13 protein-coding genes and 1 pseudogene are annotated in these 17,227 nt (G+C 36.1%); 12 read left to right on the top strand and 2 right to left on the bottom strand.

What is annotated here, in order from left to right:
* Positions 1-401: 401 nt before the first annotated feature.
* The 4 genes and pseudogenes from IGI67_RS05240 to IGI67_RS05225 all read left to right on the top strand — a co-directional run bounded on the left by IGI67_RS05240 (position 402) and on the right by IGI67_RS05225 (position 9,353).
* Positions 402-6,572: a SpaA isopeptide-forming pilin-related protein gene (locus tag IGI67_RS05240; RefSeq protein ID WP_429956996.1), complete on the top strand. Its 6,171-nt coding sequence runs from the start codon at positions 402-404 to the stop codon at positions 6,570-6,572.
* 12 nt (positions 6,573-6,584) lie between these two features.
* Positions 6,585-7,062 (top strand): annotated as a pseudogene (locus IGI67_RS05235) (antirestriction protein ArdA).
* A 41-nt stretch (positions 7,063-7,103) separates the two neighbouring features.
* Positions 7,104-7,514, top strand: coding sequence for a nuclear transport factor 2 family protein (locus IGI67_RS05230; protein ID WP_429956995.1), 411 nt, complete (start codon positions 7,104-7,106; stop codon positions 7,512-7,514).
* A 318-nt stretch (positions 7,515-7,832) separates the two neighbouring features.
* Positions 7,833-9,353 carry a hypothetical protein gene (locus IGI67_RS05225; RefSeq protein WP_429956994.1) on the top strand — a complete coding sequence of 507 codons (1,521 nt, stop codon included), beginning with the start codon at positions 7,833-7,835 and terminating at the stop codon, positions 9,351-9,353.
* Positions 9,354-9,503: 150 nt separating this feature from the next.
* On the opposite strand, the gene IGI67_RS05220 is transcribed toward IGI67_RS05225, so the two are convergent.
* A complete protein-coding gene (locus IGI67_RS05220) occupies positions 9,504-10,433 on the bottom strand; it encodes a helix-turn-helix transcriptional regulator (protein WP_429956993.1) in 930 nt (309 codons plus the stop codon).
* 106 nt (positions 10,434-10,539) lie between these two features.
* On the opposite strand from IGI67_RS05220, the gene IGI67_RS05215 reads away from it, so the two are divergent.
* From IGI67_RS05215 to IGI67_RS05185, 7 genes are all read left to right on the top strand, one after another.
* On the top strand, positions 10,540-10,986 hold the full coding sequence (locus IGI67_RS05215) for a pyridoxamine 5'-phosphate oxidase family protein (RefSeq protein ID WP_429956992.1): 447 nt from the start codon (positions 10,540-10,542) through the stop codon (positions 10,984-10,986).
* Positions 10,987-10,995: 9 nt separating this feature from the next.
* A complete protein-coding gene (locus IGI67_RS05210; protein WP_429956991.1) occupies positions 10,996-11,946 on the top strand; it encodes a Gfo/Idh/MocA family protein in 951 nt (316 codons plus the stop codon).
* A gap of 301 nt (positions 11,947-12,247) precedes the next feature.
* On the top strand, positions 12,248-13,219 hold the full coding sequence (locus IGI67_RS05205; RefSeq protein ID WP_429956990.1) for a hypothetical protein: 972 nt from the start codon (positions 12,248-12,250) through the stop codon (positions 13,217-13,219).
* A 102-nt stretch (positions 13,220-13,321) separates the two neighbouring features.
* Entirely contained in the window at positions 13,322-13,678 is a 357-nt protein-coding gene (locus tag IGI67_RS05200; protein WP_429956989.1) for a rhodanese-like domain-containing protein, read from the top strand.
* Between the two features lie 20 nt (positions 13,679-13,698).
* Complete coding sequence (locus tag IGI67_RS05195; protein WP_207110337.1) at positions 13,699-14,085, top strand: DUF1761 domain-containing protein; 387 nt, start codon at positions 13,699-13,701, stop codon at positions 14,083-14,085.
* Positions 14,086-14,262: 177 nt separating this feature from the next.
* The gene (locus IGI67_RS05190; RefSeq protein ID WP_429956988.1) at positions 14,263-14,820 is read left to right on the top strand and encodes a TetR/AcrR family transcriptional regulator; all 558 of its coding nucleotides are present in this window, start codon (positions 14,263-14,265) and stop codon (positions 14,818-14,820) included.
* A 15-nt stretch (positions 14,821-14,835) separates the two neighbouring features.
* Positions 14,836-15,639 carry a CPBP family glutamic-type intramembrane protease gene (locus IGI67_RS05185; protein ID WP_429956987.1) on the top strand — a complete coding sequence of 268 codons (804 nt, stop codon included), beginning with the start codon at positions 14,836-14,838 and terminating at the stop codon, positions 15,637-15,639.
* A 188-nt stretch (positions 15,640-15,827) separates the two neighbouring features.
* On the opposite strand, the gene IGI67_RS05180 is transcribed toward IGI67_RS05185, so the two are convergent.
* Complete coding sequence (locus IGI67_RS05180; protein ID WP_429956986.1) at positions 15,828-16,247, bottom strand: MerR family transcriptional regulator; 420 nt, start codon at positions 16,245-16,247, stop codon at positions 15,828-15,830.
* A 91-nt stretch (positions 16,248-16,338) separates the two neighbouring features.
* Here IGI67_RS05180 and IGI67_RS05175 point away from each other — a divergent pair, with 91 nt between their 5' ends.
* Positions 16,339-17,133: an EFR1 family ferrodoxin gene (locus IGI67_RS05175; protein WP_429956985.1), complete on the top strand. Its 795-nt coding sequence runs from the start codon at positions 16,339-16,341 to the stop codon at positions 17,131-17,133.
* The last annotated feature ends 94 nt before the right edge of the window (positions 17,134-17,227 follow it).

Raw genomic sequence — 17,227 nt, 5'->3', positions numbered from 1 at the left:
AAACCAATCGAAATGTATATCATTTGCACGAAAGAGGCTCTGGACAATCCGAGTCTCTTTTGTTGTGGTTATTGAAGAAGTTTCATAGTCAAACTTGATTATTTATGGGGGACTATACATCCTAGAAAAGCAATCTAATTTAGAGTGATATAAAAATATTGAGATGACAAAACTGTTCGTTTAACTTAATCTTTTCAAATGGTGCCATTTAAAGAAAAGCTCTAATCTACCTTGTTGTAAGAAGGCAAATTTTTTGAAGAAATTCAATTTGATTAGCAAGAATTAAGCAAGAGATTAAAAACATGAATGTTTTGAGCGTTTTATTATACGTTTATTATAGTTGTTGTCTATTCTTATATTAGTTTAAATTGAAACAGCTTCTAAAGGGGATGGGTATTTTGATGGAAAAAAATAAAGAAAAATTAGGGGAGCATGCAATAAGAAGAAAGAGCGTGGAAACGTTCATTTACAGTTTTATGACTTTTTTAATCCTGTTAAATTCATTGACGCCTTTGGTCTCAATTGCGGAAACAGTGGCACCACCTGCATTAACCTTAAAAAGTATCGAAAAAGGAAATGCAGATAATCAATTGGATGTTAAGTTTTCAGCATTAAATGAAAAGCAAGTTGCTAAGCTTGAAACCTCTCAGCCAATTATTGAGCGAGCTCAATTAGAGAAAGATGGGCATTCAGTAGATTTGAATATTGAAAAAAATCAAGTTATTGAAGTACAAACTGATTTTAGCGGAGAAGGAATGATCCATTTAACATTGGAGCAGGATTCTTTCAAGCAAATGCGTCAATTTGATATTCAGTATCAAGGGCAGAGTCTAGTGTATCAACATCCAGATTCCTTGGAACAGACTTCCACTGAAGCCTCGAGTTCAACAGCAATAGATGATATAAAGAGCAGCGTGGTTGCAAATACTACAATTAGCAGCTCTGAAATCATAGGAAGCTCAGAGGAAGATAGTAAAGAATTTAAAAGTCAAGAATCGCCGAAAAAAGATAGTGTTGTTACTCGAGCGGAAGAGCCAACCGATATTCGGACCTATTTTCCTAATGGTGATGGGACGATTCTAACTGGCTCTAACTTAGTGTATTTAGATGATAAAGGAAATGTTGTTGAACCTCCGGTCGGTCCGAATACGAATGTTCGTATTTATTATAGTTGGAGTATTCCAGAAGAGGTAAGAAAACAAATTAAACCCGGAGATTATTTTGATTTTCAATTGCCAGATGAATTGATACCTAAAAATTCTGCCAGCGGAGAGTTGAAAAATGAAGATGGCGAAGTATACGCGACATACACTGTTGATAAAAATGGAAACGTTCGATTTACGTTTACTGAGGAAGTTCAGAATCAAAGTGATATCAATGGACAATTTTATTTTGACACATTTTTCAATAAAGAACATATTGATGGACCAGGTGATATTACGATTCACTATCCAGTAGAAGATAATTTGCCTCCTGTGGATATTGAAATACATCCAGATACAGAAAAGTCAATTGACAAAAAAGGCCATTTTGATCGAACGCCCAATCCTTCTAGTGTCGAGTGGACCGTGGATATCAACCAATCAATGAATCACTTAACCGATCCCACGGTTAGTGAAAGTTGGCCGGATGGCATTACCTACAAATCAGTCAAAGTGTCTGAACTAGTCATGAATCTAGACGGATCAGTTAAAGAGGTTGGTCGAGAATTGAGTCCAGATGAATACACCGTAGATTCTAATGGAAATGTGACAATTCTAGGAGATACAAACAAAGCCTACCGAATTGTTTACCAAACAGACATAGATGATTCAATAAAACCAACTGATGGTGGCAAGGTAAGTTTTACAAACAAAGCCTCCTTAACCGATAAAAATGATCCAGATGGATTTGATGCGAAGGCGACAGTAACTACCAATTATGGGAAAACAATTGAAAAAAATATGACGAATTATGATGCTGATAATCAGCAGTTCAATTGGGAAATAAACTACAATTACAACGAAAAAAATATACCAAAAGATCAGGCGACCATTATTGATACTATCAGTAATAATATGGACCTAGTAGATGATTCAATGAAACTCTATCCAATCACCTTTGATAATAAGGGCAATGAGATCAAGGGAACCCCTTTAGTTGAAGGAAAAGATTACATCTTAGAACCGAATCCAGACGGCAAAGGCTTTGTTGTGAAGTTTTTGCATGATATGGATCAAGCAGTGAAAGTAGAATATCAAACAAAAGTTGATGGTATAGTAACCGATCCAACACAGGTAAATAATTCTGTTTCGATTGGTACGGGGCAAACAGACGGCGACAAAGGTACTGCTCAGCAACAAAATGTGATCAAAAAATTGACTAACGTAGATTATTCTACTCATAAAGCTCAATGGACAATCAGTGTCAATAAAAATCATTATTATATGAAGGACTTAGAATTAACGGATACGTATTCACCAATTCCAGGACTATCAATGGCGATAAATCCAGATTTGACCCCTGATTTTGAAATACGCGATGTTACAACAAATAAAGTTTTGACGCCTGGATCGGATTACGAACTACAACTATTAAAAGACGCTAATGGAAATGAAACAGGATTTAAGGTGGTCTTTAAAGGAGATTACAATCCCACAGAAGATGAGTTCAAATTAACCTACAAAACAAATTTTGATGTGACTTTGTTAGATCCTAATAAACCAGAATTGGATCACTTTAAAAATAGTATTTCCGCTGATTGGAAAGATAAATTTGGTGATAGTCACCATTCTGAGGACAATCAAAATTTTAAACCCAATGATCCCTATCAATTAAATGCACAGAAAAGCGGTCAATACAATGCACAAACAAAAGAAATCACGTGGACAATCGCGGTCAATTTAAGTGGAAATGTTCTTACAAATGCTCAATTAAAAGATACCATCAAAGAAAACCAAGACTACGTTTCTGAATCACTGAAAATTTATGAAGCAGAAGTAGAGAAGGATGGCACAGTAGTAAAGAAACAACCTGAGACCGTTGTTAATAACCAAATGAGAAAAGTCGAAGAACCCTCAGAGAGTAACGATCAATCCATTTTGATTGATTTCCCTAATCAAGTAGATACAACCTACTTGATTGAATTTAAGACATCTGTCGAAGAGAAGATTATTGCAGGGTCTAATCAGTATGAAAATGTTGCACACTATGAAAATGCTGGCGACGACCGTGATGTGATTGGTGAAGTAGGAATTAAAAACGGCGGGAAATTTGTTCAAAAAACTGGTGAACAAGACGAACAGGACCCAGACTATGTGAACTGGCATGCGGTCATTAATCCTTCTCAATCCACTTTAGAAAATGTAGTTATCACAGATGAACCTACTGAAAATCAAGTGATCGATAAAGAATCAATCAAACTTTACGAAACTACAGTAGATGCAGATGGAACAATCACTCCTAATCTGGATAAACCTTTGACTTTGGATAAAGATTACACTATTGAGTTGATAACTAACAATGAGACTGGAAAACAACAACTAACAATCAAGTTGCTTCATAAGATAGATACTGCGTATCAGTTAGAGTATCGAAGTTATATTACTTCTTCCGCAAGTGGAAATACGGATACCGTTTCAAATAAACTATCCGTTACAGGAGATAATGAGCAAATAGTTTCTGGTGGTGATGGACAAGATGTGGTCGTCGAGATTAACCATAGCGGAGGTTCTGCAAACGGTAAAAAGGGAAAATTGACAATTCAGAAAACAGAAGCTGATGGAAAGACTCATTTAACTGGAGCGCACTTCCAGCTGTGGAATACAATGAAGACCCAGCTGCTTAGAGAAGGCGATGTAGACAGTAATGGTCAACTTACATTTGGAAGTCTTCCATATGGAGAATACCTATTGTTTGAAACGAAGGCACCAGATGGATTCACCATTTCTGATGATTTAGTTGCTGGTCGTCGTATAACGATTAATGAAAATACCTCTGCAAGCGATGCCGCACCATCAATCATTCGGAATGAACGGAACAAAGTGATTTTTCAAAAAACAGATGAAAATGGAAATCCAATAAAATTAGATAATGGTGTAACCAAAGGGGCACGATTTAAGTTAGAAAAAATTGGTCCATTAGCCCTCGAAACGGACTTATGGACAGAAGTACCGTTGAGTCCGGATACAACAAATAGTGAAGGATTTCTTGAAGTTGACAGTTTGCCTTTAGGAGTTTATCGATTGACTGAGATAGAAGCGCCGACAGGCTATGTTTTAGATCCACGGCCAACCTATTTCGTAGTTTATCGAAACAGTCATTATCAAGTGCCAACCGTGCATGTTTCGCATAAAAATTACCAAGGAAGTGCTGTTCTTGTTAAAAAAGACAGTCAAGGAAATCCGCTATCTGGAGCTGCCTTTGATGTAATCAACAGCCAAGGAGAAAAAGTCAATAAGCAGCCATTGATTTCTCAAAATGATGGTCGAGTGATAGTTACTGGATTGGCTCCAGGAAACTATAAATTTGTAGAAACGAAAGCACCTAACAACTTTATTCAAAATACACAAGAAGTTCCATTTACTATTTCAGATAAAGCAAATGGAAAACCGACTGCAGTCACTACCCAACCCGATGGCGCGCCACTAGAATTAACCAATTATCAAGGTTCTATTGAATTTTTGAAAAAAGATGAGAAAGGAAATACACTCAAAGGAGCAGAATTCAATATACTTGATTTCAATGGAGATGTGGTCAATCAAGAACCGCTCATTTCCGATGAAAATGGAAAGGTGAAAATGGAATCTCTAGCACCAGGAGAGTATGTGCTTGAGGAAATAAAAGCTCCAGATGGTTACATGTTAAACAAAGAAACGATTCAATTTACGATAAAAGCTTCCCAAAATGGAAAAGTTTCTGTAGTCAAGCTTCATGATTTTATCAATTATCAAGGGGCGTTTGAACTAACGAAACGTAATACAGATGGTGATGGATTAAAAGGTGCTGAGTTTACACTATTCAAGGAAGATAAAACAACTGTGGTTAAAAAGGCCACAAGTAATTCGGACGGAAACGTTCTATTTGAAGAGTTATCTCCTGGAACGTACTATTATCAAGAGACTAAGGCACCAGAAGTTTCAGAAGGTAGTGATTACGTCATTAATCCTTCTCTGATAAAAATTGAAATTCCTGAAGAATCAAACGGGAAACCACAAGTAGTTAATGTAGGCGATTTCCAAAACTTCCGTGGAAAGGCACAGGTTACTAAAGTAGGTGATGGAGGTTCGATTGCTGGGGCAGAATTTGAGTTGTATCATATCGTCGATGGTGAGCAATATTTTGTTAAGAAGATTGTTACTCCTAAAGACGGTGTCTTGGATATATCTGAATTAGGTGCAGGAGACTACAAACTCATTGAAACAAAGCCTGCACCAGGCTACATCATTAATAATCAACCTATCTATTTTGTTGTTCAAGAAAATGATAATCAGAATCCAAATATTGATAATCTTGATTTCGAGAATTACCAAGTGGAAGTTGTTGGTCATAAGATGAATGAACGAAAAGAATCCTTGGCAGGAGCTGAGTATCAAATATTTGATATCTCGGATAGAGAGAAGCCAGTTACTGTAATCAATCAAGCTGGTGAAAATACGGATACTATTATTTCTGATGAGAAGGGCAAGATTTACTTCAAAGGGATCAACGAAGGAAACTATGTATTGAAAGAAACGAAGGCTCCAAAAGGATATATCTTGGATAAAACAGCTCATCCATTTGAGATCACCAAACAAACTGGAAAACCTGAGACGATTAATCTAGGTGATTTTGTTAATTATCAAGGTTCTGTTCAACTCCTTAAGAAAAATGAAGCAGGCAAAACTCTTCAAGGAGCAGAATTCGAAATTCAGAATAGTCAAGGAGAAGCTCAAACGGTACTTAACTCTACAGGAAAAGAAAGCAAAACATTGATTTCTGATAAAAATGGTAAAATTTTTGCGACAGGGTTAGCTCCTGGTGAGTACCAATTAGTCGAAACAAAAGCACCAACTGGCTATCTACTCAATACTGAAAAGACCAACTTTGTGATTGCTAAAAGTACAACTGGCAAGCCTGCGACGATAGCTCTTGGAGATTTCATTAATTATCAGGGGTCTGTTCGAATGAAAAAAGTGACAGAATCAGAAAAAGGATTAGCTGGGGCTGTTTTTGAAGTTCGCAAAGAGAACGGCACGCTTGTCGGAAAGTATACTTCTGATAATAAAGGGATAATAACTGCTGAACAGTTACAGCCCGGTAAGTACTATTTTGATGAGATAAAGGCACCGAACGGCTATAGTATCAATCATGAGAGACGTAAATTCCAAATCTCGGCGGCTAACAAAAATAAACCCGAGACAGTTGATGTCGGTCAGTTCGTAAATAAAAGAGTCCCTGCTACACCAAAAGATACGAAGAATTCATATAGGAATGCTCAGTCATCTAGTTCAAATTATCCTAAAACAAATGATACGCGGAGCACATTGCTGCTAGTAGTAGGGATAATAATTATTGCTATTGTTGGGGGTATTTACTTTAAAAGAAAAAATTAAGTAGTAAGAGGTCTGCAAGTATATAGTGCGAACTTAGGAAAATACAACGAGGGTGAGCTAGTTGGTGCATGGCTCACCCATCCCATTGACTACGAAGATATGCAAGAACTTATTGGTCTAGATGGTGAATACGAAGAATACGCCATTCATGATTATGAATGGCCTTTTGAGGTGGACGAGTACACACCTATTTCTGAACTCCATCGCTTGTGTGAAATGGTAATGGAATATTTATGATGAATTGAAAGAAATTCAAGGGATGTGGTTTAGCTCTTTAGAAGAGTTATTGGAACATCAAGATGATATCATTTGTTAATCAGATTGTGATTCTATGGAAGATGTGGCTTATGATTGGATAGAACAAGGAGCGTTTGGAGATTTTCCAGAGCGAATGCAGATGTACCTTGATTATTCTACCATTGGTAGGGATTTAGAAATTAATTGGAATTTCCTTGTCACCTCTCACGGTGTGTTTGAATATTGTAGCTAAACTATATGGTATAATATTTTAAATACAAGGAGGTCAAAGTCATGAAAATGAAAATAGCGTTACAGTTCGTCAAGGCAATTAACCAGCATGATGTTAAAGGTATATCTCAATTAATGAGTAACGACCATCAATTTATTGACACATGGGACAATATAGCTAGTAAAGAAGAAATGAGTAGTGGCTGGGCTGGATATTTTAATTGGTTTCCAAATTATCATATTGAAGTTACAGAAGCTTTTGAAAATGAAAACTCTATAGGTCTTTTGGGTTATGCCAGTGGAAGTTACAAAGGAAACACAAAGCAAACTTGGAGATTACCTGCTTTTTGGAAAGTTGTTATTGGCGATGAAAAAGTAAAAATATGGCAAGTCATATGTGATGCAAAAATCCCATTTGACATTATGAATGAATCAGATAAAGAAGATGTTGAAAAACTAAAAACAAATAATTAAGGGCAATCCCTCTAAAAGGCTTGCTCTTTTTCTATACTCAAACACAGAAAGGACGTGATGTAATGAAAAAAAATTAGAAGTTATACCAGTATCTGGTCGGTGGAAAAGTTATCTATATTATCATTGAAAAATTAATTATTATTAAAAAAATCAGTTAGGATTCACTGAGTTAATATCAGATAAATGTTGTAATTAATGATCTATATTAATTGACTGACGTAGCTAATAATCAATAAGCTTAGTTTCTGTCTTGACACATGTTAAAATAACTTATATTATTTTATGCGTAAGCGATTACAAATGGAAGGAGGAACTTTTATGAAAAGACGATTGTTATTCAGCATTATTTTCCTTTCTGGTTTGGCGCTTTTTTTTATAACAAATGAGGCGGAGGCAAGTTCTCAGACACTATACCGGGTTTACAATCCCAACAGCGGTGAACATTTCTATACGAAGAATTCAAGTGAAAGAAACACATTGATTAGAGTTGGCTGGCACGATGAAGGAATAGCTTGGGAAACACCTAGCAGTGGAAAAACTGTCTATCGATTATACAATCCTAATGCAGGAGATCACCATTTCACAATGGATACGAAAGAGTACAATTATTTAGGAAAGGTTGGTTGGCGAAAAGAAGGAGAAGCGTTTAAATCAGTAGATATCAATAGCAAGGATAAGCCTATCGGTATTCCGGTCTACCGCGCATACAATCCTAATGCTAAGGCTGGAACACACAATTTCACAATCAATCAGAATGAACAGAAATACTTAATAAAGGTTGGTTGGCGGGACGAGAAAGTAGCATTTTATGCGAATCATGAATCTAATGATTATTTCAAAGTGACGGTTGTTCATAAAAGTGGAACCAAAGTTCTAAAAGAGTTTAGCATTAAAATTAAGGAAGGCGTTAATTATATTGCAAGGGCAGAAAAATTCTCTGGATATGATCTTGTTGGAGCTGATACTGTAGAAATTAAGAAGATTGCTTCTAATAAAAAGGTCGTCTTTACCTACAATAAGGTGAATAAAGATAAACTTCAAAGTACATTGCAAACTGTAGGTCAGCTAAAAGAGGATGATTATACACCGATATCGTGGGAAAAATTAATGAGAGAAAAAGAAGCAGCAAAGGCTACCATGGATCAAAAAGAAGCGACTCAAAAGGAAGTGGATAACCGTTTGAGTAGTTTGAACGAAGCTGTAAAGGAATTAGTTAAGCGTGCAGAAACCCAGGCCTTACAAAACCTCTATCAGAAAGCAACGGGAATGGGTCCACAACATTTTGCTGATTATGAAACATATATCAAGTTTCATAATGCTTATAGCGATGCGTATAATAAATTGTCTGACCTGAATATCACTCAGAAAGCAGTCAATGATGCATTAAATGAATTGCAACAGATGGTAGACTTAGCAAAAGCAGATGCCCCTCAAGAGTTGCTCAATCAATTAAACACATTATATGAAACTGGTCTGACAAAAAATAAAGAGGATTATACACCAAGTACATGGAATGAATTAAGTAAATATCTAGATGAAGCCAAAAATATTTTGGCAGGTGAACGTCCAATCGAAGAAACTGCTAAAGCTGCATTGGATCATTTACAAGGTGCATTGGACAATTTGATCGCTAAAGCAGATAAAACGGATTTGACAGCATTATATGAGAGCTCAAAGGATCTTGGTACAGCAGATTTTTCTTCTTATGATGATTATCTAGCTTACCATGCTGCAATAACTGACGCTTGGAATATTCTTCCAGATGAAGATGTTTCTCAACAGCGCGTAAACGAGTGCTACGCGGTTCTTCAAACAGCATTAAGCAAACGAACAACTTAATTTTTGCAAATTTGGCTTAATGCTGCTGATAAAGATATTATAATGGGTCGTTCAGGGGATGAGTTTTGGAAAATGGACCGATATACTGGAAAAAGAGCGATAAAATAATAGGAAAGAGGTTCGGAATTTTCCGAGCCTCCTTCTTTGTCATTATTGATAGTATGCTTGCATTTGGGAAAGATAATCGATTAAATTATGTCGTACCTCTGGTGGTGCTAGACATTCACAATCAAGACCGAAACCAATCAAGTAGCGATATCCAATTACGTCATTTGATATAGAGATATTAGCAATCCAACTATTCTCGCTTTCTTGAGTTATCTGCTCTTCGCCGAAAAGATCAACTAGTTGTTCACGAACACGCTCATTTACACGAAGCGTCACTTCAACAGTATTTGTATCTTTGAAATGCGGCTGCAGGGAGGGTCCAGGATGAAATTCACGTGGTTCGAAATGTTCCTCTGAAATGTTAATTTCTGTCATACGAGAAAGTTTGAAAACACGGAAGGACTGACGATCCAAACAGTAGCCCTCCACATACCAATAACGTTCTTTCAAAATGACTCTATAAGGTTCAATGATGCGCTTGCTTTTTTGTTGAAGTCGATCACTATAGGCAAAGTGGAGAAGAAGATTATCATTAATCGCTAACTGAATGCTATTTAGTTTTTCTTGATGTGAAGGATTTCCGACCCAACTGGACAGATCAATCGTCAATTGATTAGCTTTTGCTTCAATCTCTTTCCGCTTTTCTTCTGGAATGACACCTTTTACTTTAGCGAGAGCATTCACGACCTCGTCACCAGAAATAGAGGAACGGATGCTTCCTAAGCTCATGAGCAAGGTTGTGATATCTGCAGTTGAAAACAAACGCTTTTCAAGCTTATAGTTCTTTAAAATACTAATCCCGCCACCCACACCTGGATAGGAAACGATTGGGATTCCAGCCAAATTGATGACATCCAAGTCACGCTGGATAGTTCGAGGAGTAACTTCACATATTTCCGCTAATTCACCAATACTAACGCGTTCGCGCTCTAATAAAATCATCGTAATTGAAAGAATACGATCCATTTTCATAAAAAATACCTCCATAGATAGTTTAAGTATATCACTAAACCACGACAGCTAGTTGTCGTGGTTTGTTTGCTAGAATGAAACTAACTTAATGAAGGAGGAGTTTTCTATGAGTATTTATTACATGGGGAGTTTAGCAGATTTACCTCAAGAATTTACGGAGGAAGTAAACAATTTTGTTCAAAAGGGCATTCCGGTATTTACTGAAACAGGTGTGGAGAGCCATACGGTGATGTTAGGTACTAAACAGGATCAGCATGTAAGGCTAAGTGTGATTAACCTACTGCAAGATTCTAAACTGTGTGGAATCTATATGCAGACCAATCGAAATAGTCAAAAAGTGAAAAATCTACTAGCTTGTAATACTGCAGAAATCGCGATTACAAATGGCTTTGGTTATGTGGTATTGGAATGTTCAGGAGAAGTAATAGAAGATGATCAGCGAAAGAAAGAAAAATGGGAGGAATGGATGACAGAATTTCATCCTGAGGGTCCGCTCTCTGCCGATTATGTTTTGCTGCATTTCAAACCGCATGCAATTCGAGCGATGTTATAGGAGGAGAGTATGGTGAAGATAGGTATATTGGGTACAGGATTTGGTGTCGTTCATGTAGAAACATTTGTCAATCATCCACTAGTTAGTGAAATTGTCGTCTTTAGCCGTAAACAAGAATCACTAGATCCGATTATTAAACAATTTGGAGTGATTAGTACGACAAAGTTAGAAGACATTTTAACTGATCCAGACATAAAAATAGTTACGATCGCATTGCCGCCAAAATTACAAGTTGAATTTGCTATTAAAGCTATGGAGCATGGGAAGGATGTCATTTGTGAGATTCCAGTTTCACCCATTTTAGCAGATATAGAAACGCTAACAGCAGTATCTCATCAAACTGGGAAACGAGTGCTTGTTGATTTATTTGATCGTTTCACCACACCTGCAAAAATAGCTCATGAAATGATCAATTCCGGAGAATATGGAAGAGTTTGTCATGTCTCAATGACGAATGCCGCCGGACCAGTTTGGGGCAATCATCCATTACCATTGAATGCTCTACCCATGGAAATGAGTTACAGCGATTTTGATTTTTTATCCTGGTGTCTTGGTGACCTACAAGTAAAATCAGTCGCAGCAGTAGAACGTGATGAACACTCTTCAGCAGCATCGACTCTATTAGAAGGTTTGAATGGACTCCCCATTGTACTGACTAATTCCGCATTACCAACTAAAGTCTATGCAGTTCAAAGTTGCTGGCAAATTTTCTTTGAAGAAGCGACACTTAGTTATTATGAAAAGTCTTGGAGTACTGCAGGTGACAATAAGGCAGAAATGCTCCTATACAGCGATGACGAAGTTCAAAGTATTGACTTACCAAAGCACAATCATTACTTTGCTTCATTGGATTACTCATTGCGAAAAATCGTCAGTGGTGAAAAGGGTTTGACAGATTTAGAACAATCTATTCCAGTATTAAAACTAGTGATGGAACTGGAGCAGCAATTAAAGAGTTAACTAAATAAACATTCTAGAAAAAGCATATTCTAAATGAATATGCTTTTTCTAAGCACAAAAATTCTGTAATTTTTTTCTTTTTTAAATAAGTTATTCTTATGAAAAATATGACTCATTAATAGATCAATGAGTCTTTTAGCCTTATTCAATGAGAAGAAGATAATATTGCTCTTTCGAATAAAACTATTTTTTATTTTTATAGTTATATTATGGATTGGAAAGCCTCATTTTTTGTTGCAATATTTCTAGTCCAAAACATCTTGATTATCGTTATTCTAATAAGTATGATGAAGTAACAACAGTGTATTTTAAAGGGAAGGTGTTTTATTTGGATGTACCTAATAATTTAAGTGTTCAGCAGATTGATCATCAAAAAAGTTATTGTAAAAAAATATCGACACGTTACGAGGATTATTCTGAGGAAGCCTTGCAATTTGTTTTTAGTCCCTTTTTCCAACCAGAAGTTTGGGAGGATGCCAGTAAAGTATTCAAAACGCTCCTTCTTGATTATCTTCCACTAGATCAAAAGGAAATTCCTGTTCTCTTTGTAGGAGGACGTGCACAAAATAAAATCACACGAAAAAATCAGGCTGTAGGCTTTTTATTGACTGATCATATGATTTATGTGAGAGAAATGAGTGTATTTACTGACTATCTTCCTAAGGTTTATCCTTATCCATCTTCTAAGGTTGAAGCAATTGAGGTTTTGGGAAAGGCTGCGTCTGCATTTGAGTGGGAGTTTTTCGAAACGATTTTGTCAGATGAGGTAAAAAAAGAGTTGATGCAGTTAATGATTGAGGCAATCACCGACATTCTGACTACTAAGGAAACACTTGAGATTAGTCATGTTGAATCCCTCAAATCTAATGACTTATCTGGTCGAATCACTGAACTTGGACTTCTTAATAATTCCTGTGTGAAAATGGGTAGTGATGAAAAGCATTCGAAGCACTTTAGAAAGGTCATTAAGAAATTTTCTATTCCTCTAGACGAAACGATTGAGCTTGCAATCACAGATTCTACTTTGATGGGGCCATATGGTTTAGTCGTAACAGACCGTTCTATCTATTCAAAAGACTTAATGGAGTCACCGGTATGTACAAGCAGAGAAGAAATCGAAGCAAACTATCCAGTAAAAATTATCGAGGACAGTATCATTCTAGGCACTAATATTGCCCATATGATGCCAAATTCGTTAAATCAAGGTGAAAAGGAGTCTGTTAAAACGATTTTGGTAGAGTATTTAAGTGGGGAGATTGCTTTACATATTTAATGAATCTAAATCACGTCTTTAGAAAGACAGCAAAGTAGAAGAAGTTTCTGTTTGTGAATCTTGTTAGGATGTACTTAACAAAAGAAAAGGAAGTGCATGACAATGACAAGAAAAGAATATTTACAAGCAGTGATTGATTCACAAAGAAGTCCGATCGAGGTATTTATGGGGATTCAGGAAAAGCCAGAAGCATTTGAAGTGGTTGATGTTCGGATAGGAGATCCAGCTTTTCTCAAAGAAAAGATTGTGAATGCTAAACAAATTCCATTGATTGAATTAAATGAGCGTTTGACTGAATTAGATAAAACGAAGCTGATTTATGTAGCCACTTGGAGCGGAGCCTGTACTTTGGCAAAGCAAGCAAGCTTGATCCTTTTAGAAAATGGTTATAATGTATTGGAAATTGCAGGCGGCAATGAGGCTTGGGCTGCTACCGAACTTCCAATGGAACCAGTTTAAAAGGTGAGGGGGTTGTTTAAATGACAGCAGGATTTTACTATGCAGCAATAGCTGGAACGATTCTATCGTTTTTGGCTGGATGTTTATGGTATACATTATTAACTGGAAAAATTTGGCAACAGGAAATGGGCTTTTCAGATGCACGGATTAAAGAGATATTTACACCAGGAAGAATGTTTCTTGCCTTTGTAACGGAATGGATCGCAGCATTCTGTACAATTGGGTTATTTCACAATTTGCCTGTCGCGTTGACTTATAAGGTATTGATGATTTTAGGTGTATTGATCTTTCAAGGAATAAAATTATCGATATTTGATGGGAAATCCTTTAAAACAATTTTGATCAATGAAGGTTATCGTATCATCAGTATTTTGATCTTGGCAGCGACGTATTCGATTTTTATGTAAAAATTGAGCTTCTCTAATTGCAGAGAGGCTTATTTATATTCTCCAGAAAATACTTAAAGTAACTCAATATTTTTTAAACAAAAAAGGATCTATTATTAACAAAAGTTATTATTTTTAACAAAAGGAGTTGACACCCAAAGGTAACACGTGTTACCTTTGGGTGGAAGGAGGGATACCTTGGTAAATAATATTATTATTGATAAAGAAAAAATTGATGAGGTTGCGTTTGAAATGGTGCGTGCAGAAGGGATGGATGTACTATCTGCCAGAAATATAGCAAAAAGACTTGGCTGTTCTACTAAGCCTATTTATCGTATATATAAAAATATGGATGATCTTAAAAAAGTAGTGATGCAATCCGCATTACAATACATGCAGCATTTTGTTTATATGTACAAAAAGACTAATAACGCTCTTTTAGATTCTGGATTATCCTATATCAATTTCGCTAAAACTGAGAAAGAACTGTTCAAATTAATCAGTATGCCAAAAGGAAATGGAAGTTTAGATAATCAAAACGCTTCTTCTGTGCAGACGGATAAGGAATTGCATAAGTTAGTTTCTTTAGAATTATCAGAAAAGAATTACTCCGAAAAAAGATTAAATCAGATTACTGAACACTTAACGATTTATACTTATGGATTAGCCATCATCTGTTTCTTGGGTATACAGAATTTTTCGGAAGATGATTTGGCAGAGAAACTAAAAGGATTTTTTGAAGAAATATCAAATTAGTAGGAGGGAAATAACATGAAAAAGATAGTCATCAAATATCCACTAACTTTATTTTATCCACTAACAATTTTGATTACAATACTCATCGGTGCACCGCAAATAATGCTGTTTCCGGACTCGTTAAAAACGGGTCTAATGACTGCGCAATGGGGACCTGCTCTAGGAGCTTTTGTTGTCGCTTTTTCTCTCGATAGAAAGATCGGGATTACTAGATTATTAAAGAAAATCACCATAAGGAATACATCTTTTAAGTACTTAATCATTGCTATTGTTCTCCCTATGATTTTATGTATATTCAGCTATTTTGCACTTACATTTGTAGTTAATAGTAAGTGGGTTAATCCAGATATGATTCGTTCTTTTCCAAGTTATGTTATTTGTATGATCGCTACTATATTTAGCGTGACAGGTGAGGAGATTGGTTGGCGAGGATTTATGTTGCCAAAGATGCTAGAAAAATATTCTTTATTTACTAGTAGTTTGATCATAGGTATATTATGGGGAGTCTGGCATTTCAGGTTTCAATCAATTAGTTTAGCTTTGCTTTATATATTGGCGGTTACTGAATTCTCATTTATCTCATCTTGGTTATATATTAAAACTAACAATAACATCGTTGCGTCGATTCTTTTTCATACTTCAATAAACATGGGATCAACGGTTCTATTTGAAAAAATAATGTTAATTTCCAATCCAGAAGCTAATCTTCAAATGAATACATTGCTATATGGTATCTATTCAGTATTTTTTGCTATTCCTACTCTTTATATAATCATACAGTTTATGAGAAAAAGACAGCTTAGTTCCGTACCTCGATGATGTAACTTCTAGCGATTATGAATGGACGATGAAGAATATCAGAAGGGGAAAGAAGGCTTAATAATTAACAAGGTAGCTTAGCATAATAGAGCTGGGCTACTTTTTTGTTTTTTGAGATTAACAGGGTTTAACAAAAATGAAAGAGCTGATTTTCTATGAGTCATCAACTCTAAACATTGGAATATAAACTAATCTAATCTCCCATACAACTCTTCCACTAGCCCAATAGTCTCATCCTTCTTAACGGATAAATCATCAAACGTGTTCATCAATGGCAGGCCTTCAATAATAGTGATCAGATCTCTGTAACCTTTGATTATTTCTTGGAACTCAAAGATTTTGTGCTGAAAGAATTGTCTTGATTTGTCAGCAGCTTCCTGACATTGCAGATTGTCTGTAAAGTTCGTTGAAATGAGCTTGATCTCATCGATTGAAAAGTGATAGTGGCGCATTAAGAGAATCAGTTTCATGGAAAGAATGTCTTCATCTGAATAGTAGCGGTAGCCATTTTCTCCTCTGTGAGGATGAATGAGACGACGTTTTTCATAGTAGTGTAATGTTGAAATTGACGTATTTAAAAGTTTTGCGGCTTCTTTGACTTTATACATGCTGGAGATCCCTCCCTATTTTTCTTCATTTTATCATATTGACTCTCAACTTGGGTTGAGTGTTAAGCTGAAAAAAATGTGAGGTGAGGAAATGAAAAATATGATCTTTTATTTTTCGGGAACAGGAAATAGTCTTCATGCAGCAAGGAAGATAGGAAAATCTCTAACAGCTTGTTCGATTCAGTCGATGACCAGCATAGTATCGCCGCAGCTTCAGGGACATTATGAAAGTATCGGCTTTATTTATCCTACGTACTTTCAAGGAGTGCCCATTGCAGTAGAAACCTTTATTCAGAAGTTGGATTTTTCATCTGTTGAATGCGATTATTTTTATGGTTTGACGACTTATGGTGCACTACAGGGGAATGCTTTGCCACAATTAGATCGTCTATTGCGGGGAAAGGGAGAAAAGCTGCATTACGGTGGGGCAATAAAAATGTATTCGAACTATGTTGTTATGTATGAACTAAGCAAAAAGGTGGGCCAGAAAACAGAAAAAGCTGAGCAAGCAATAGACAGGGTTATAGTGGATTTAACTGAAAAAAAGGTACGCGCAGCTAGAAGACCAGTACCATTCTTAGATTATTACTATCGTTGGCGAGTGGAGCAGGCAAAAACATTGGATCAACATTATCAGGTGAGTGATGACTGTATTTCCTGTAATCTCTGTCAGAAAGTTTGTCCAGTCAATAATATCGAGATGGTTGAGGGACAGCCAACATTCTTAAATCATTGTGAGCAATGTGTTGCCTGCGTGCAATATTGTCCGAAAAAAGCAATTAACTTTAAGTCAAAAACACAACAAAGAAGGCGGTATAATCATCCTGAGATATCATCAAAAACGCTAATAAGACATAATAGGAAAATAGCAGACACTTATCGTTGAGAGATAGACTAAAGGTAGGTAAGAACTGGGGCATATCATTGAAGCGTTCTAGCTTCGATAACTTTTTTCGATAATCGATTCCTTTTCAGGGAAT

Source organism: Enterococcus sp. AZ196, from assembly GCF_050498845.1.
In the GTDB taxonomy this organism is placed as follows: Bacteria; Bacillota; Bacilli; order Lactobacillales; family Enterococcaceae; genus Enterococcus_A; species Enterococcus_A murrayae.
Note: the sequence above shows the minus strand (reverse complement) of the source record. Positions and strands in the feature narration are given on the sequence as shown.